General features: G+C 50.2%; 12 protein-coding genes. 6 read left to right on the top strand and 6 right to left on the bottom strand.

The features are described 5' to 3' along the window. Nucleotides 1-392: 392 nt before the first annotated feature. The gene (locus H6F86_RS25920; protein ID WP_190452739.1) at nt 393-2,633 is read left to right on the top strand and encodes a hypothetical protein; all 2,241 of its coding nucleotides are present in this window, start codon (nt 393-395) and stop codon (nt 2,631-2,633) included. 12 nt (nt 2,634-2,645) lie between these two features. On the opposite strand, the gene H6F86_RS25915 is transcribed toward H6F86_RS25920, so the two are convergent. Continuing rightward, the gene (locus H6F86_RS25915) at nt 2,646-2,870 is read right to left on the bottom strand and encodes a hypothetical protein (RefSeq protein WP_199305520.1); all 225 of its coding nucleotides are present in this window, start codon (nt 2,868-2,870) and stop codon (nt 2,646-2,648) included. A 295-nt stretch (nt 2,871-3,165) separates the two neighbouring features. On the opposite strand from H6F86_RS25915, the gene H6F86_RS25910 reads away from it, so the two are divergent. From H6F86_RS25910 to H6F86_RS25900, 3 genes are all read left to right on the top strand, one after another. Then, a complete protein-coding gene (locus H6F86_RS25910; protein WP_190452738.1) occupies nt 3,166-3,699 on the top strand; it encodes a hypothetical protein in 534 nt (177 codons plus the stop codon). Between the two features lie 360 nt (nt 3,700-4,059). Continuing rightward, nucleotides 4,060-4,260, top strand: coding sequence for a hypothetical protein (locus H6F86_RS25905; protein WP_190452737.1), 201 nt, complete (start codon nt 4,060-4,062; stop codon nt 4,258-4,260). A gap of 179 nt (nt 4,261-4,439) precedes the next feature. Beyond that, on the top strand, nt 4,440-5,363 hold the full coding sequence (locus H6F86_RS25900) for a hypothetical protein (protein ID WP_190452735.1): 924 nt from the start codon (nt 4,440-4,442) through the stop codon (nt 5,361-5,363). A 3-nt stretch (nt 5,364-5,366) separates the two neighbouring features. Here H6F86_RS25900 and H6F86_RS25895 read toward each other — a convergent pair whose 3' ends face one another. From H6F86_RS25895 to H6F86_RS25885, 3 genes are all read right to left on the bottom strand, one after another. After that, nucleotides 5,367-6,098: a glycosyltransferase gene (locus tag H6F86_RS25895; RefSeq protein WP_347241119.1), complete on the bottom strand. Its 732-nt coding sequence runs from the start codon at nt 6,096-6,098 to the stop codon at nt 5,367-5,369. Nucleotides 6,099-6,436: 338 nt separating this feature from the next. Next, nucleotides 6,437-7,525, bottom strand: coding sequence for a WD40 repeat domain-containing protein (locus H6F86_RS25890; protein ID WP_190452730.1), 1,089 nt, complete (start codon nt 7,523-7,525; stop codon nt 6,437-6,439). 117 nt (nt 7,526-7,642) lie between these two features. Continuing rightward, nucleotides 7,643-8,935 carry an RHS repeat-associated core domain-containing protein gene (locus tag H6F86_RS25885; RefSeq protein ID WP_190452728.1) on the bottom strand — a complete coding sequence of 431 codons (1,293 nt, stop codon included), beginning with the start codon at nt 8,933-8,935 and terminating at the stop codon, nt 7,643-7,645. A 236-nt stretch (nt 8,936-9,171) separates the two neighbouring features. On the opposite strand from H6F86_RS25885, the gene H6F86_RS25880 reads away from it, so the two are divergent. Further along, the gene (locus H6F86_RS25880) at nt 9,172-10,824 is read left to right on the top strand and encodes an IS1182 family transposase (RefSeq protein WP_190452726.1); all 1,653 of its coding nucleotides are present in this window, start codon (nt 9,172-9,174) and stop codon (nt 10,822-10,824) included. Nucleotides 10,825-11,106: 282 nt separating this feature from the next. Here H6F86_RS25880 and H6F86_RS25875 read toward each other — a convergent pair whose 3' ends face one another. Both H6F86_RS25875 and H6F86_RS25870 read right to left on the bottom strand, forming a co-directional pair. Further along, nucleotides 11,107-11,745, bottom strand: a complete 639-nt coding sequence (locus H6F86_RS25875; protein WP_242033701.1) for a DUF4145 domain-containing protein — start codon at nt 11,743-11,745, stop codon at nt 11,107-11,109. Between the two features lie 229 nt (nt 11,746-11,974). Further along, nucleotides 11,975-12,541, bottom strand: coding sequence for a Uma2 family endonuclease (locus H6F86_RS25870; protein ID WP_190452722.1), 567 nt, complete (start codon nt 12,539-12,541; stop codon nt 11,975-11,977). A gap of 251 nt (nt 12,542-12,792) precedes the next feature. Between H6F86_RS25870 and H6F86_RS25865 the strand changes: the two genes are divergently transcribed. Then, on the top strand, nt 12,793-14,577 hold the full coding sequence (locus H6F86_RS25865; protein WP_190452721.1) for a pentapeptide repeat-containing protein: 1,785 nt from the start codon (nt 12,793-12,795) through the stop codon (nt 14,575-14,577). Nucleotides 14,578-15,054 lie beyond the last annotated feature (477 nt).

Below are 15,054 nucleotides of genomic sequence, written 5' to 3'. Positions count from 1 at the left end.
ACATTCTCCACCCGGTTAAGGTGAGCCAACAAGTTTCCACAGTTGAAAAGTACAGGAGGTGACCGCGTGACCTAAAAGCCCTTAAAAAGTCAAAAACCCCACTGCGTCAACAGAAGGGGTAAAAGACTTGATATTCACTTTTAGATAGGATTTGGGGACTCTAACTCACCGCCTTCGCAAAGCAAAAGTTAAGTCACCCGAGATTGCTATGCCAATTTTAGTGGCAATTTGTCAAATGGTGCAACCTTTTTGATAAATTGCTCTAGTTTTTGCATGGCTTCCTATCCACTGCTCACACCAGTTATAGGGAGTTACTTCGTGCATCGAAAACTTGATGAGGGCAGGGGGAACCTTGTCCTGCAAATTGTTGCTATGGGCAAGGAGGGTCGCCGATGAACCTTCCTGCCCCCCAATTCCAGGCGATTCAAGAACCAGAGGCATTTTTGCATCTCTTTCCACATCGGTTCGATTTCATCTATGCCGAACATCCAGACCCCGGCGATCGCCCCGACTGGAAAACCGAAGACAGACACCCCTTGAGCGATCGCCTGCTTCAAGAAGGCGCTTACTTGTATGGCGTGCGGTTCGGCAAACAAACCGACTACCTCATGCTCGACATTGACAGAGGTAGTCTCTACCATCCCCACAGCGATCGCCTTGCCATCCCACGCCTGTTGGCAGCGCTAGAGACGTTAGGGTTAGTCGAAGCGGTTGCCGTGACCAGCAGCTACCGGGGCGGCATTCACCTGTACTTACCCTTTCAAAACGCGCAAGAAACGTGGGCGATCGCCCAGGTCGTCTCAACCCTGCTGGCGAACGCTGGGTTCAAACTCAAACCGGGACAACTCGAACTGTTCCCCAACCCGAAACCGTTCAGCACAGCACCCAGCCTTTACGCTGCCCATCGTCTCCCCTTGCAAGCTGGTTCCTACCTACTCAACCGCGACTTTCAGCCCATCTACGGCGACCAAACCACCTTTGTGCAACGCTGGCAGTTTGCCCAACACCGCAACGCTATCGACTCACGCACCCTGAAACGGGTCTTGCAACAGGTGAAGCGCAAGCGGTACAAACTCTCCGGCAAAGCCGAGAAGTTCCTCCACGACCTGAACATTGAGGTTTTAGCCGGGTGGACTGACTCCGGGCAAACCAATTACCTGTTAGGCAGGATTGCCATGCGGGAATACATCTTCGGTCATGTCCAGCGTAGTATTGAACCCCTTACTGGCGAAGACTTGGCGGCTGCCATCTGTGAGGTCGCCCGCTCGCTCCCTGGCTTTGAGTCGTATTGCAGCCATCAGACAGACCTGGAACAACGAGCCATGTTCTACACCCGTTCCATCCAGGCAAGTCATTACTACCCATTCGGCTCTAAGCACCAAGCAAAGACTGCGCTCCTACCAGAAACGACTGCACCCCTAAAGCCGAACTGGAACCAGTCACAGTCACAAGCCGCTCGTGATCGCATTAATAATACCATCGCTGATTTACAACAGCGCCATGCCTTACCGGCGACAATCACTGCCCGCAGACACGCCATCCGTGCCTATGGGATCGGCAATCAAACTCTGGATAAATACAAGGAATTATGGCATCCCAACTACCTCAAACCCATACAGGGAGGGGAATACCACCCTGTCGATGCCGATTCCATCAATCCAGAATCGCAGAAACCCATACAGGGAGGGGAATACCACCCTCTTGAGACCAATAAGCTTGTTGCCCATGCCGTTGCCCCTCAAGGGCAAGCGGTTGGGTTTCCAGAAGTTGGGGGGTCTGGGGGGTTCTCCACAGGCATCGCTGTCGAAGCTAATCGCCGCAAGTCTGACAGGGCGGCGCAGCACCTTGCTAAGATGCAGGCATGGTTGGCAAGTGATGACCCGATTCTGATGGCAGAAGCCCAGCAGTTCTTTACCGCTCAGACACAGCAAGAGTCGGTTAGTCTCATCAGTACGGATGTCGTGGCACCGGAGCAAGCCGAACAACCTTCGAGTGAGGAGGCAGTCATGCCAGGTGGGTTTGGACGATCGCAACCGCAACGTCGGGTCGGTAAAACGGCGTTACAAGCAATGCGGCAATTGAGTGTTGCGCCTCAACAGTCAGTACAGATACCTGATGTGGATCGGGCACTGCAAGCGGAAGTGGAAGCGTTCTTTGCCCAGCATCAACAAGAGCATCCAGAAGCACTGGCTTTAGCATGGTCTGCTGGTGTTTATAACCCACTGGCAAAGGTCGATTTGCTAGCAGTGGGCGCTCGCTTTCTGGAGCCAGAAGAGGAAGACTGGCTGGCATTGGCACGAATGGTGGGCTGGCTTTTGGTTGAAGATGAACTGGATGCCATTTATTTCACAGCGCCACCACCAACTTTTGCGTTGGAGCAGGCTGACTGGTATGTGCGACCAGATTTGACGACGTTTCTGGAGTCACCAGTGCTGTTGCGAGCGGTGGTGCAGCAGTACCCCATTCCTGAGGCGAGCCTTCGAGGGGTAGTTGATCAGAAGGTCGCAGCGTTGGGTTGGCAGCCAGCGCAACTGGAGCAATTCATCCAGGCGTTGTTTGAGCAGCCGGAAAAGGCTTTGGAGTCAAGCGACTGGTCACTCCTGCTGTTTGAATTGCAGCTTCAGGAAGGCTGAGGAGTCACACTGTCAGAGCGATCGTCCCTCCGCTTTCCCTTGCCCCTTCTCTTTGATGCGCTGCTCTCTGGCTTTGAGGTCTTGAAACCAGTCAGCCCCTTTTTCCTTGCTGTCTGAGATCGCCCGTTCCAGTAAGTAGGCGCACAAGTTTGCTAGCGGTCTGCCATCGTACTCCGCCCAGGCTTCTAATTCAGTGGCAATCCGGTCTGGCAGGGTCACCTGAACCTTTTTAGTCATGTCCAGCATCATAGCCCTCCGCCAGTTTCAACAATGGCTTTAACATCCACTAGAGTGTATTCGATGTTAGATGTACACTAATCGCTGTCTTATCGCTATGACGAACTGGGCATACTGTTTGAAACCGTGCCTGTGGGTTCTCTGCCTCTCAGGTGACTGCTGGACAAGTTGACGTTGTGTGTTGACCTTAGGAAACAACGACAAGGAGCTTGGGCTGCTGTCAGCGGATCACCCGCTGCGTCAATGGACTTGTCCTAGACCGAACAATTTGACTGCCCTTCATGGATGAAAGCTGATGACTGATTTGATCAAGTACGGTGTGAGCAGCCTGCTTTTGGTTTCACTGTTGGGGTGCCAGTCCACTTCTACCCCGCCTGCCGTTATACCTTCTGTGACTGCCGAACAGATTGAGGCAGCTATTCCCAGCCCTACCCCCACCGATGCTCAAAGGTTGCCTCCCAGTATAGAGAGTGCCTCTACACCTGAGGTGGGTACTGAGCCAACGATCATCGAACCGGATGAAGTCGTCGGGACATACACTTGCCAAACACTCATTTTTAAGCCTGCTGATCCACTCACTATGAATGCCGATGGTACTTATAAACTTGGTGAAATGGTTGGCACCTATGCTAGAGAAACCGATACGAAGCTAACCTGGACGAGCGGTGAAATTGGTCTGAAGTATCAACGTACCAGTGTCTTCGTCTTCTATGCCAAGCCGCCTGCGATTAACCTGGTGTCATTGGACGGCGATCAGAAACTTGACTTGATATGCAAACGGAACGAGAATCCGTCCAGCACCCCCTCACCAGAAAGTCCTCAGCAATGAACAAGCTGTAAGCCATTAATTTGGATCACGACTCTTTGCTCTTTAAAAAGAACAACCAATGCATCGGATGGTTCGTTTCACAGGTTTAAGGGTTGTAAACTCAACCTTTCTTCGCAAGCAGTCGTCAAGCAATGGCATCAAGGCAGCGTTTACCATACGAAGGCTAAAACGCCTTGCTACTTCACCGTTCCTTCATAGTTGTAAAGATTTAATGCAGTGTTTCGGCGGTTTTGTCCAATTGTTCAAGAGTTAAAGTGCCTTTGACGCAGCGCTTAGAGACGTTTTTAGAGCCAGTTTGAGCATCTCTTTAAAGGTAAGGGGCGTAGGAACAACCCTGTGTCAACGCTAAATGCTCAACTCATGAAAGCTAAATTTCGTCTCAAGCTGCCTCGTATCCAGACCGTAGAGGTTGCTGTAGCCACTGTGTTCACTCTTTCAGCTTGTGTGGATCATGCTCAACCGCTGGTTGTTAAAGCTGAAAAACTGCTTTACTTGAGCCTTGCGATCGCGCGGGCTGTTCATGAACAGCAAAACAGTCAGGGGAGGAACAACAAAAAATGAAACGCCACAATGTTGCTGTTGCCTGCTGCAAGAGTTAAACCTCATGGCAAGCACATGACGGGCTGAGGCAGCAGCACATGGTCGAGTTTCACGTCCAGTAGGGGTAGGAGTGATCGCGGCTGTGACGGTTCAGCGAATGCGCTTGTCAAAGCGCTGCCCTCCTGAACGCATTGAGAACTGTGGGGAATAATAACAACAATCACGTCCTAACTCCACGCTTGTCGTGTCGATCGCTGGCGACGTTTGGTGACAGTGATTATTGCCAGCCTTTTAGAGGCATCAAAGAGATGACAGCAGCACCAAGTCGAGGCGTAGTGTATTGTGCCGTACGATCGCCCCTGTATCTGGAAGCAGCGTTGATCAGTGCGTTGGCACTACGACAACTAGAGCCAGACTTACCGATCGTTTTGCTCTCAGACTTTGAGCGGTTGGAGTCTCTGGGGTTAGAGCGGTTTCACCTGACGTGCCAACGGGTTGTCTTACCGACTGTAGGACTACGACCGCAGTCGATGGCATCACGGTGGGTGAAGACCCATTTGCCGGAGTGGTCACCGTTTGCGGAAACGCTGTATCTGGATGCGGACGTGTTGCCGATTCAGCCCATTGAACCTATTTGGGAGTGCTTGCAGGCAGGGTCGCTCGCGTTGGCAGTAGATGTCAATGGCACCTTGGCTCAGTGTGATCATGTGGCGGCGGTGGAGAAGGCATATACGTTGCAGCAGTGTGCAGCAGACTCGCTACAGTGGAATGGTGGGGTGATGTTGTGGCAGCGATGCCCGGCAGTGCTGACGCTGTTTGAGACGTGGCAAGTGGAATGGCAGCGGTGGCAGCAACACGATCAGTTGGCGCTGCTGCGATCGCTTCAGACGACCGCTTTACCAGTGGTTGAGTTACCCAACGTGTACAACTTCCCTGCCAGCCACATCACACCCGTGATCGTGCAACAGAATCAGGTGCGGTTACTGCACTGTTGGGGTGGCTTTGTCAAAACCGGACGGTTTCGGGCGATCGCGCAACGACTCATGCCACACTCGACAGCGCAGGCGCTTCAGGTGTGGCAGCAGTTTACCAGTGCCCTAACGGAGGGTGAAGGGACAGGCTAGGAGCTATTTGCGGCGGATGGAGAATTGGCTCGTGACGTGCAGGTCGATCGCGTACTTGTGGTCTAAGCCCCGGCGTTTGAGTGCCTGAGTGCTGGCTTGGTATGACCAGTGAATCATTGCAAGCTGGTTGTGGGTGACGTTGCTGGCGTGCTGGCGGTAGTAGTAGAGGGGTTGCTGGAGGTGATGCACTGGGGTGACTTCGGCAAGACGCAAACAAAGGTCGTAGTCTTCGGCACGCTCGAAGGTAGGGTTGATGCCGCCGACCTGGTCGTAGACGGAGCGCCGCAGGAGGCGAAAATGAAAGGTCATAAAGTCGAGGAGCAGTTGGTCTTTGGTGTAAGGAATCTGACAGCGTTTGCTGAGTCCTTGATCCTGCCCCTGTGCATTAATGACATGGTAATCGGTGTAGACCATACCGATGTCAGGGCGTGTGTCGAGAAGGGCGGCAGTTTGCGCCAGGGCAGTAGGGGCAAGGAGGTCATCACTATCGACCCAGCCGAGGTACGTGCCTGTGGTGGCAGCAATCGCAGCTTTGAGCGCTGGTGCAAGCCCTTGATGCGGTGCGGCAACGACGCGGAGGCGATCATCTTGAGCCGCGTAATGCTGGGCGATGGCGAGGGAGTCGTCAGTGGAGCCGTCGTCCCACAGCACGTACTCAAAGTCGCGATGGGTTTGTGCCAGGATGCTTTCGATCGTGGCGGCAAGGTATTGCTGGCGATTGTAGATGGTGGTCACGAGGGAAAGGGGCACTGACATAGACCTTTGGCAAAGAGGCGGTACTGAGGCGAGAAGGAAGCCCCTAAAGTTAAAGTGCCCAGAGTGGTTGGTGCAGAACCTGGAGAAAATCAATTGCTTATTTGTGGTGATCGATTCACGAAGTTAGCGTTTGATTACTAGGAAGGTGCGTCTGCGGTCGTTTGTCATGGGAAGTGGGAACCAGCATTATTGACAGTATTCTTGATGATTGGACAAGGCTTCATGCCGCAGCTAATGCATTCTGGGCAAGCGGCAATCTCACTAGTTACACCAAATACACTGTTCAAAAGAAACCTTGCTATTTGTTGCCACTTACTTTAAGGTCTTAGGACTTCAACATCCCACAGCAGCAGTTCACCACCATTTCCTCCTGTAATCAACTCCTTTCCATTAGGTGTAAAAACAAGTGTTGTAATATATTCCCTGTCACTGGATTTTCCGAGCGCAGTACCAGTTTGAACATTCCAAAGGCGCAAATCATGAAAACTGGTGCCCGTAAGTGCCCCGCTTTGTCCAGAATCACCTACGGTCGCAAGTATTTCACTATTGGGTGAAAAGGCAATTGCATGGATAGAATCATGATGTCCTGGAAAAGTCCATATCAACTTCTCTGTCTCCAAGCTCCACACCCGTATCACCTTATCAGCATCGCCACGTGCCATTAATTTGCCGTTTGGAGAGAAAGCAACCGGATAAAATACGCCATCCGCCCAAATAGTGTTTTGGGGGTTAGATAGGGTTCGCAGTAACTTACCTGTTTTTAGATTCCACTGTTGTACTGTTCCAGTGGCATCAGCTCCGTTCAAAACAGGTTCGCTTGCTGAAAAATCAATCCTATGAACTTGAGAAGACATAATCAATGAATGTAGCAATACACCTGTCTTAATTTCCCAAAGCCTCACACTATTTCCTTGTCCTCCAACGGCTAAAGTGTTGCTATCGGAAGAGAATGTCATTTGTGAGCCACACACACTCGGATCATTCAGGGTTTGCTTAACTGCTTTACTTTTTACATCCCAAAGTATAATCTGGTTCTTGGAAATACTAGTAGCTAGAGTCTTTCCGTCTGGTGAAAAAGTAACTGGAATTGCAGGGCAGTTTTGATGATTAAGCTGAAAAATCTGTAGTCTTTGACCATTTTGCTTTTGCCATAACCCCGGCGGTTCATCGAAGCTGCTTACTGCTACGATATCTTGATTTGATGAAACCGCCAATTCAATCATTCCAGCAATCGAACTAGCAGATTGTAGTAATATTTTTTTCGGTGTAGCTAGCAACGGGATCTGATTTGCATCTGAAAGTAGATCGCATGAAACCAGCATAATTATGAGAGAAGTCAGAGCTAAGAGAAAAGCTCCATTTCTTTTTCTAAGAGATTGATTCACTAAACCAAGACTTTTTCTCATAACACACACCTTACTTTCTACGTCAGAATAGAACAAATTTCCTATTATCGGTTCTGGACTGTTGAATCAGCAGCAGCTTAAGTCAATGGAAAGATTTAACTTCCAAACTTGCACAGCCTACCGTGTTAATTCCCTTCCCCATCCAGGTGGATAGTTAGTAAAAGAAAGATCGGGTATAAAAGAAATCAGCCCTTGCCTTTTTAGATTGATTAAACATTGATAGGCAACTGAATTGCTATTCGGACCGTCAATTATATAATTAAGCTTGAGTTGGTGGATTTGTGTAAGAGTCTGCTTGAGACTTTCTTTGTAAGGTTCTGCACTCTCAAACGGTTTATTGACAAGGATAATCCGAGACTGTTCAGATGGATCTTTCCAGTCTACTCTAGCCTTTTGATAGAGGTCGGACTTTGTGACCAGTCGCCCGAAGCCATTCTTTCGTTGCTCTGGCGAGCCGAATTCATTTTCAGGTCCACCACGATAGACGTACTGAGGTGGGCAAGTACTGAATATATTTTTTTTGATGCATTGTTGAAAGGGAGCATCATCTGTTACACGAATAAAGGCATGAGTAACCCCCTGTCTCATACTGGAGTTCCCAATAGTTATTCTTGGAAAAGGGTTCACTATATCTGGAATAATTGGATTAAAAACAAGTTCAACTTTGACCTCGCCCGAAGGATCAGTGGCATCGACCGGACTATTTCCCACATACCTATATAAATTGCTATCCCCCGCCTGAAACCCAATCGGGTCTTGCCCAATGAACCTGCCTACTCCCGCATCAAAGTAGCGTGCGCGGTAATAGTACAGCCCCGTTTCGCTGTCGTATTCCCGCCCTGTGAACTTATAGCGCGTATCTGCTGTCGCCCCTGCCATTGAGCCAACCACCTGACCAAAGGAATCATAGGTAAAGTGGTTTACCACCGTGCCACTATCATTGACCAAATCCCGCACCGAACCCAGGTGGTCAGTTAACATCCATGTCGTTTGACCATTGGACTCTTGCGCCAACACCTGATCCACCATTGGTCCGTACAGGTAGCGCGTACTGGGGGTAGTACTCGTGCCAGAAAACTCCAGATAGACATGACCTCGATCGTAGACAAAGCGCGTTGTCTGAGTTCCCACCGTCTGAGTTCCCACCGTCTTGGCGATCCGCTGGTTCAACGCATCATAAGTGTAAGTAGGGATTGCGACAGGATACGTGTAAAAACCTGCAAGATGCCCCTCAAAGGCTTTCTCATCGGGACTTTCAGTAAACATCACAAGAGCGAAGCGTAATGTCTGCACTGCTGCTGTGCACGCAGCAGTGCCACGAGAGCATGGGGCTTTCAGCCGTTGAAATGGCACCAAAAGGGGTAGTGTACTACTGATTTTTGGGTAGTACTGGGTCCAGAAATAGTCCAACCCTGTACTAATCAAGGTTTTCGGCGGCTTATTGCAGGGACTGAAAGCTGTAAGCTCTACAGGATAAGGGTTTTACCCCTATCTTGCAGGTTTTTACACGTATCCGATGCTGTTGGCGAATCAACGGGAGAAAAATCGCTTGCTCAAAGTTCTTTCAAAAAACTTAGCGTAAGGCAGGTAGCTGTAGAAGTTAGAGGAGAATTGAAGCAGACCATCTTTTGAGGAGGGTTCTTTCGATGTCACTTCAACCTCAAGCGATTCCTCCAGTTCCAGAAGAGACAAGCCGTGTGGTTCATGCAGCTTTTCCCAAAGGGAATCGCTACATGCGAATGCGGGATGAACTCGGTGTCTTTTTCAGCGATCAAGCTTTTGCTCACCTGTATCCTCATTGCGGACATGCTGCTCAAACTCCTTGGCGGCTGGCTCTGATTACGATTATGCAATTCGCTGAGAACCTGTCAGACCGCCAAGCGGCTGAGGCCGTTCGTGCTCGCATTGACTGGAAATATGCCCTGTCGTTAGAGCTAACTGATACAGGGTTTGACTTTTCAGTGTTGAGTGAATTTCGTGATCGACTACGAGCTAGTGGTGCAGAGCAACAATTGTTGGAGATCATGTTGCAGGCATTCCAGCAGAAGGGCTTGCTGAAAGCACATGGACGACAACGGACAGATTCGACTCACGTGCTTGCCAAGGTCAGAGATTTGACTCGCTTGGAGTTGATTGGCGAGACACTAAGGCATACCCTCAACACCATTGCCAAAGTAGAACCAGATTGGTTACGAGCACAAGTGCCCGATGAGTGGTATGACCGTTATGGCAAACGGTTAGAAGAAGCTCAGTTTCCCAAGACACCGCCAGAATGGGAGACTTTAGCGAGCAAAATGGGGGCTGATGGCTTTCGCCTACTCGATGCCATTTATGCGGATGAGACTCCGACTCCGATCAGAGCACTCGTGGCAGTAGAGACGTTGCGTCAGGTTTGGCTGCAACAGTTCTATGCACCGACCAGCGCCATTCAGTTGCGAGCAACGAAAGACAGTCCACCCGGAGCACTACGGATTCGTTCCCCCCAGGATCTTGAAGCGCGTTACAGTGCCAAGCGCTCAACAGAGTGGACAGGCTACAAAGTGCATCTTACAGAAAGCTGTGATGACTTCATGCCTCGGCTCCTTACGCATGTCGAAACCACCGAAGCAACTACCGCAGACCAAGAAGCAATCCCTCGCATTCATCAAGCTCTAAAAGCGAAGGAACGTGCTCCTCATCAGCATATTGTTGATCAAGGTTATACCTCGGCACACTTGTTGGTGCACAGTCAGCAAGGCTTTGGCATTGATTTGCTCAGTCCAGTTGCACGCAACAGTGGCTGGCAAGCGAAGGCAAAGGATGGGTTTGACTTAGCTCACTTTGAAATTGACTGGAAACGTAAAGTGGTTCGTTGTCCTAACCATAAACGCAGTCATTTATGGACTCCAGGCAAGGATAGTTATGGTAAACCAATCATTCATATTGAGTTTAAGCGTTCGGTTTGTTTGAAATGTCCGATGCGTTCCCAATGTACGCGGTCCAAGGAGCAACCGAGAAACCTAACCATCAAGGTGCAGGAAGAGTATCAAGCCTTAGAAGCAGCTCGTGAACGACAGAAAACAGAGGAGTTTAAGCAAGCCTATGCGATTCGTGCTGGCATTGAAGGCACGATAGCTCAAGGAGTTCGCTCCTTTGACTTGCGGCAATGTCGCTATATTGGCTTGAGTAAAGCTCATTTTCAGCACATTGCTACAGCAGCAGCAATTAATTTGGTCAGAATCCTTGCTTGGCTTGAAGGTATTCCTTTAGCTAAGACACGCCGGTCTCATTTTGCAAAACTGGCGACAGCAAACGGATGAAAGCGTTGACCATCGATTTTTCTCTCATTGATTCGCCAACAGCATCGTATCCTGTCGCAATCCCTTTTTATTGCGGGGGCATCCTTCGCCTCTGGCTACGGCTACGGTCATCCTAGAGCGAATTCTCAGCCATCCGTTCTGTCAGAGCAACCCGCTACCTGTTCCCCTACTGCGGCTAACAACGGACTTCGCCGTTAAAAGTCAGAGAGTTGATGTTGAACAGCACAGCTTGCGTTAGCAAAGGTTGTGCTGTCTAGCGTGAGGGGTCATATCATCAACGGTTTAGAACATGTGTTGAGCTAGGAAATGTCCAATGCCCTGGACCATCAGCCCTACCTGTTCACGAGTGAACTGATCAAACTCACCATGTGCCGCTTTGTTGCGAATATCAGCCCAAGCCAATAACTGCTTTGCCATTGGCTCATTGTAAACACCTGCCTTTTTCAGGTCAGGGATCAACCGATTCAGCATCAATGGTTTTCCATGATTATCAATAGTCAGCAAGGGTGGTTGCTGATTATCACAAAGCGTTCGTAGTGCTTTTTCTAAGACAGCGCCTGCCAAAACTGCTGCCGGGACATGATCATACTTCCCTGGCTGACCTTCAGTCAGCAGGCGCTCTGCTTGTCCTAAGTAGTCAGATGCAATTGCAGCCTCAATTTGAGCAGCAAGGTTCTCCCCTAAGAACCCTAGCTCGAAGTCTTTTCTCATTGCTCTCAAGACAGAGAGCCGCGCTTTTGTATATGTTTGAGCATGCCCACTGGATGCAATTTCATCAATCAGCTTTCGGTGACTGCTGGTAAGAGGAATCACCTGCTCAAGCAAAGATTTGACGTTGAGTAGCCATTCATCATAGTTAGAAGGGACAGAATATCCAGCCGCTGATCGTGCAAGGGAACGGCGTGGTAGACCGACAGACATGAAGTTTTTATCGCTCTCGGTCAATGGGTTAACTTGACCTGGACTAACCTTTATCTCTGCAAATACTGTCTCCCCCTCTGCAATCAATTCATCAAATCGGGCGAGGTACCTTGCTTTGAGTTTTTGAGGCAACATTTCCGCTTACGTTATCTAGCGTTAATTAGAACTGAGGTACTAGGTAACGCTAACACGCCAAATTTGCTGAAGTGCAAAGTTTTTCGCTCTGGGTCTAGCCTTTCAACACCTGTTCCGCAGTCAGAGCCAACGCAGGGAAGGCAACAGAAATGATTGTGCTGCTACCAACATACTCAGTCGCCTGGTACCGATTCCCCTGCAACAAATGCACAATGACCTTCTGCTCACCTGGGTCTACTAACCAATACTCAGTGACACCGATTGCTAAATACTCTTTGCGCTTGTCCTGGTAGTCACGTTCCTGATTCTCAGCACCAGGCGACACAACCTCAACGATCAGCAAGGGCGGTGTCTCCACCACGGCTGAAATGTCGTCAATAGCATCTTCCTGCTCGTGGGTGATGATGACCAAATCAGGGATGCGAACCACTTTCTTTTGAGTACGCACACCCACATCCCAGCGACAGGACCACAGTGCCCCTTGCTGCTCAATCGCCTGGTCGAACTTTACCAAGAGTCGCTTTGTGACCTTGCCATGCCGACCACGCGGTGGATTCATCGGCACCAACCGTCCTTTGACAAGCTCATAGCGAGTGTCTGTACCATCATCGTACGCAAGGTACTCTTCAAAGGTCAGTTCGCGATCCAGAACGTAGGTCATGGCACACACCAGGTAGCCAGAATACCACCAGTGTAGCCTTTACCTACGCTGCTAGGAAAAGCAATGGCATGAGAAACGCTAACTGCCTGAATGCAGACTTTTCTCTGGCTAAACGGTCTTCCTTATCAGCCCTGACTCTGGTTATTCTCCGCGTCACGGTTATAGTGGGTCTAGCCATGATAGGACGGAGTGGCAACGTTGAAAGGGTGGTGGGTAAGGAGCAGACAAGCGGCTAGCAGGTCTTAGTAACGATGGCAAACCAGAAGCAACTTAAACTTCTACGGCAGGACGTTCAGGCGTGGAACCGTTGGCTGGAAAAAAAAACTTATGACAGACTAGACCTCATTGATGCCGACCTTATTGATGCCGACCTTACTGGTGCCAACCTCAGTGGTGCCAACCTCAGTGGTGCCAACCTCAGTGGTGCCAACTTCGACGGTGCCAGCCTCATCAATGCCAACCTCGGTGCTGCCGATCTCAGAGGTGCCGACTTTACTAGTGCCAACCTCAATGGTGCCAACCTTAGTAAAGCCTACCTCAAAGAAGCCTACTTCAGAGAAGCTAACCTCATCAATGCCAACCTCAGTGGTGCCAATCTTGGCGAAGCCGACCTTATTGGTGCCTACCTCAGTGGTGCCGACCTTATTGGTGCCAACCTCAGTGGTGCCGACTTCAGTAGTGCCCACCTCAACGAAGCCAACCTCAGTGGTGCCCACCTCATCAATGCCAACCTCAGAGGTGCCCACCTCATCAAAGCTAACCTCGGTGCTGCCGACCTCACCGAAGCCTACCTCAGCGAAGCTAACCTTAGCGAAGCCTACCTCAACCAAGCCAATCTCACCGAAGCCTACCTCAACCAAGCCAACCTCACCGAAGCCAACCTTAGCGAAGCTGACCTCACCGAAGCCAACCTCAGCGAAGCCTACCTCAACCAAGCCAACCTCAACCAAGCCAACCTCAGAGGTGCCGACCTCAGTAGTGCTTTCCTCAATGATGCCGACCTCAATGGTGCCAACCTCAGAGGTGCCCACCTCAACGATGCCAGCCTCATGAATGCCGACCTTATTGGTGCCAACCTCAGTGAAGCCGACCTCAGTGAAGCTAATCTCAGAGGTGCCAACCTCAAAGGTGCTCACTTGTTTACAGCTACCGCTCTACACACTAACTTTAGGGACGCCACCCTAACAGGAGCCTGTATTCAAGACTGGAACACCAATGCGGACACAACGCTAGAGGGCGTAGTTTGTGACTTTGTTTACCTTAAGCATAATCAGCAAGAACGTCGTCCCAGTGACCCTCACCAGACCTTTGCACTGGGTGAGTTCACCAAGCTGTTCCAAAAGGCGCAAGCAACCCTTGATCTCATCTTCCGTCATGGCGTGGACTGGCAAGCGTTTACCTATGCGTTTCAGCAACTCCAGATCGAGAATGAAGCCGATGAGTTAGCGATCGCAAGTATCGAAAACAAGGGTGATGGGGTTGTAGTAATCCGTATTAAGGCAGCACCGACGGCTGACAGACCCAAACTCCACGGCGACTTTATGCAGGTCTATGAGGTTGTCCATAAGACCCTGGAGTCCCAGTATCAGGCAAGGCTAGAAGATAAGGACAAGCACATTAACCAACTCTTTGCACTGGTTCAAGACTATCAAGCCCAAGACACAGAGATAAAAAAGCTCATGGCTGAGAATCCCGCTCCCAAGTTCAATTTCAATGCTCCAGTCGGTAGTGTCGCTGACACCATTCAGGCAGGTGGGAGGCAGCAAGCCATCCAACACAACTACGCCTCAGAGCCGCAACAAACCCTAGCAGCCGCCGCAGCCGAGATCCAAGCCTTGTTGCAACAGTTGGAGCAAGCTAACCCCACCGCAACTGATGCTGACCAAAAGGCGTTCGTTAATGCCGCCCTGCCTACCACGACGCGCGATCGCATCTTAGGAGCGGCTCAAGGCGGTGGACTAGCCTGGCTGGAAGGCACCCCGTATGGCAAGATTACCAAAGCTATTATTGAAGGCTGGCAGAAGCCCAGTAAGTGATTGTTGGGGCTTGCCTACTGATTAGCTTGGCTAATGGTCAACTTGTGCTTTCGGTGCTGGACTAGCTCAAAACTGGCACAATTCTTGAAAGCACTACACAGCAGCAGTTTTGCTTTTCCGCCAGTCTGCACCGTTGCCATCTGAGCAACTAACCGGAAAAGCAAGTTAAGGGGCTAAAACCACTAATTTATAGGAGCTTCAAGTTTTTTGTAGTTCATCTTTTTTCAACTCTGGACTACATTTGGACTAAGCGCCTCCAATGTGACAGTTATCAAAGAAGTCGCTTGTGCCAGTTGCGTAGCCGTAGTGAGCTTACTGACAATTCAGTTTGCTTATGAGTCACGTGGTACGCAGTAGTCAAGTGCCGTTAAACTCTGTAAGTTCGTTACTCTGTTAATCCCAAAGATTGGCGCAGTTCTTCCTCCGTCATACCCTGAAGCTCGTCAGCACGACTTAAGAGCAGGTCTACAGCAACCC

Source organism: Phormidium sp. FACHB-592 (assembly GCF_014695795.1).
GTDB lineage: Bacteria > Cyanobacteriota > Cyanobacteriia > Leptolyngbyales > Leptolyngbyaceae > Stenomitos.
This window is presented reverse-complemented; position numbering and strand designations above follow the sequence as displayed.

What these genes read in the sequence shown, in the direction of transcription:
- H6F86_RS25920 (WP_190452739.1), top strand. Translation starts at nt 393, where the DNA reads ATGAACCTTCCTGCCCCCCAATTCCAGGCGATTCAAGAACCAGAGGCA.
- H6F86_RS25915 (WP_199305520.1), bottom strand. Translation starts at nt 2,870, where the DNA reads ATGACTAAAAAGGTTCAGGTGACCCTGCCAGACCGGATTGCCACTGAA.
- H6F86_RS25910 (WP_190452738.1), top strand. Translation starts at nt 3,166, where the DNA reads ATGACTGATTTGATCAAGTACGGTGTGAGCAGCCTGCTTTTGGTTTCA.
- H6F86_RS25905 (WP_190452737.1), top strand. Translation starts at nt 4,060, where the DNA reads ATGAAAGCTAAATTTCGTCTCAAGCTGCCTCGTATCCAGACCGTAGAG.
- H6F86_RS25890 (WP_190452730.1), bottom strand. Translation starts at nt 7,525, where the DNA reads ATGAGAAAAAGTCTTGGTTTAGTGAATCAATCTCTTAGAAAAAGAAAT.
- H6F86_RS25880 (WP_190452726.1), top strand. Translation starts at nt 9,172, where the DNA reads ATGTCACTTCAACCTCAAGCGATTCCTCCAGTTCCAGAAGAGACAAGC.
- H6F86_RS25875 (WP_242033701.1), bottom strand. Translation starts at nt 11,745, where the DNA reads ATGTCTGTCGGTCTACCACGCCGTTCCCTTGCACGATCAGCGGCTGGA.
- H6F86_RS25870 (WP_190452722.1), bottom strand. Translation starts at nt 12,541, where the DNA reads ATGACCTACGTTCTGGATCGCGAACTGACCTTTGAAGAGTACCTTGCG.
- H6F86_RS25865 (WP_190452721.1), top strand. Translation starts at nt 12,793, where the DNA reads ATGGCAAACCAGAAGCAACTTAAACTTCTACGGCAGGACGTTCAGGCG.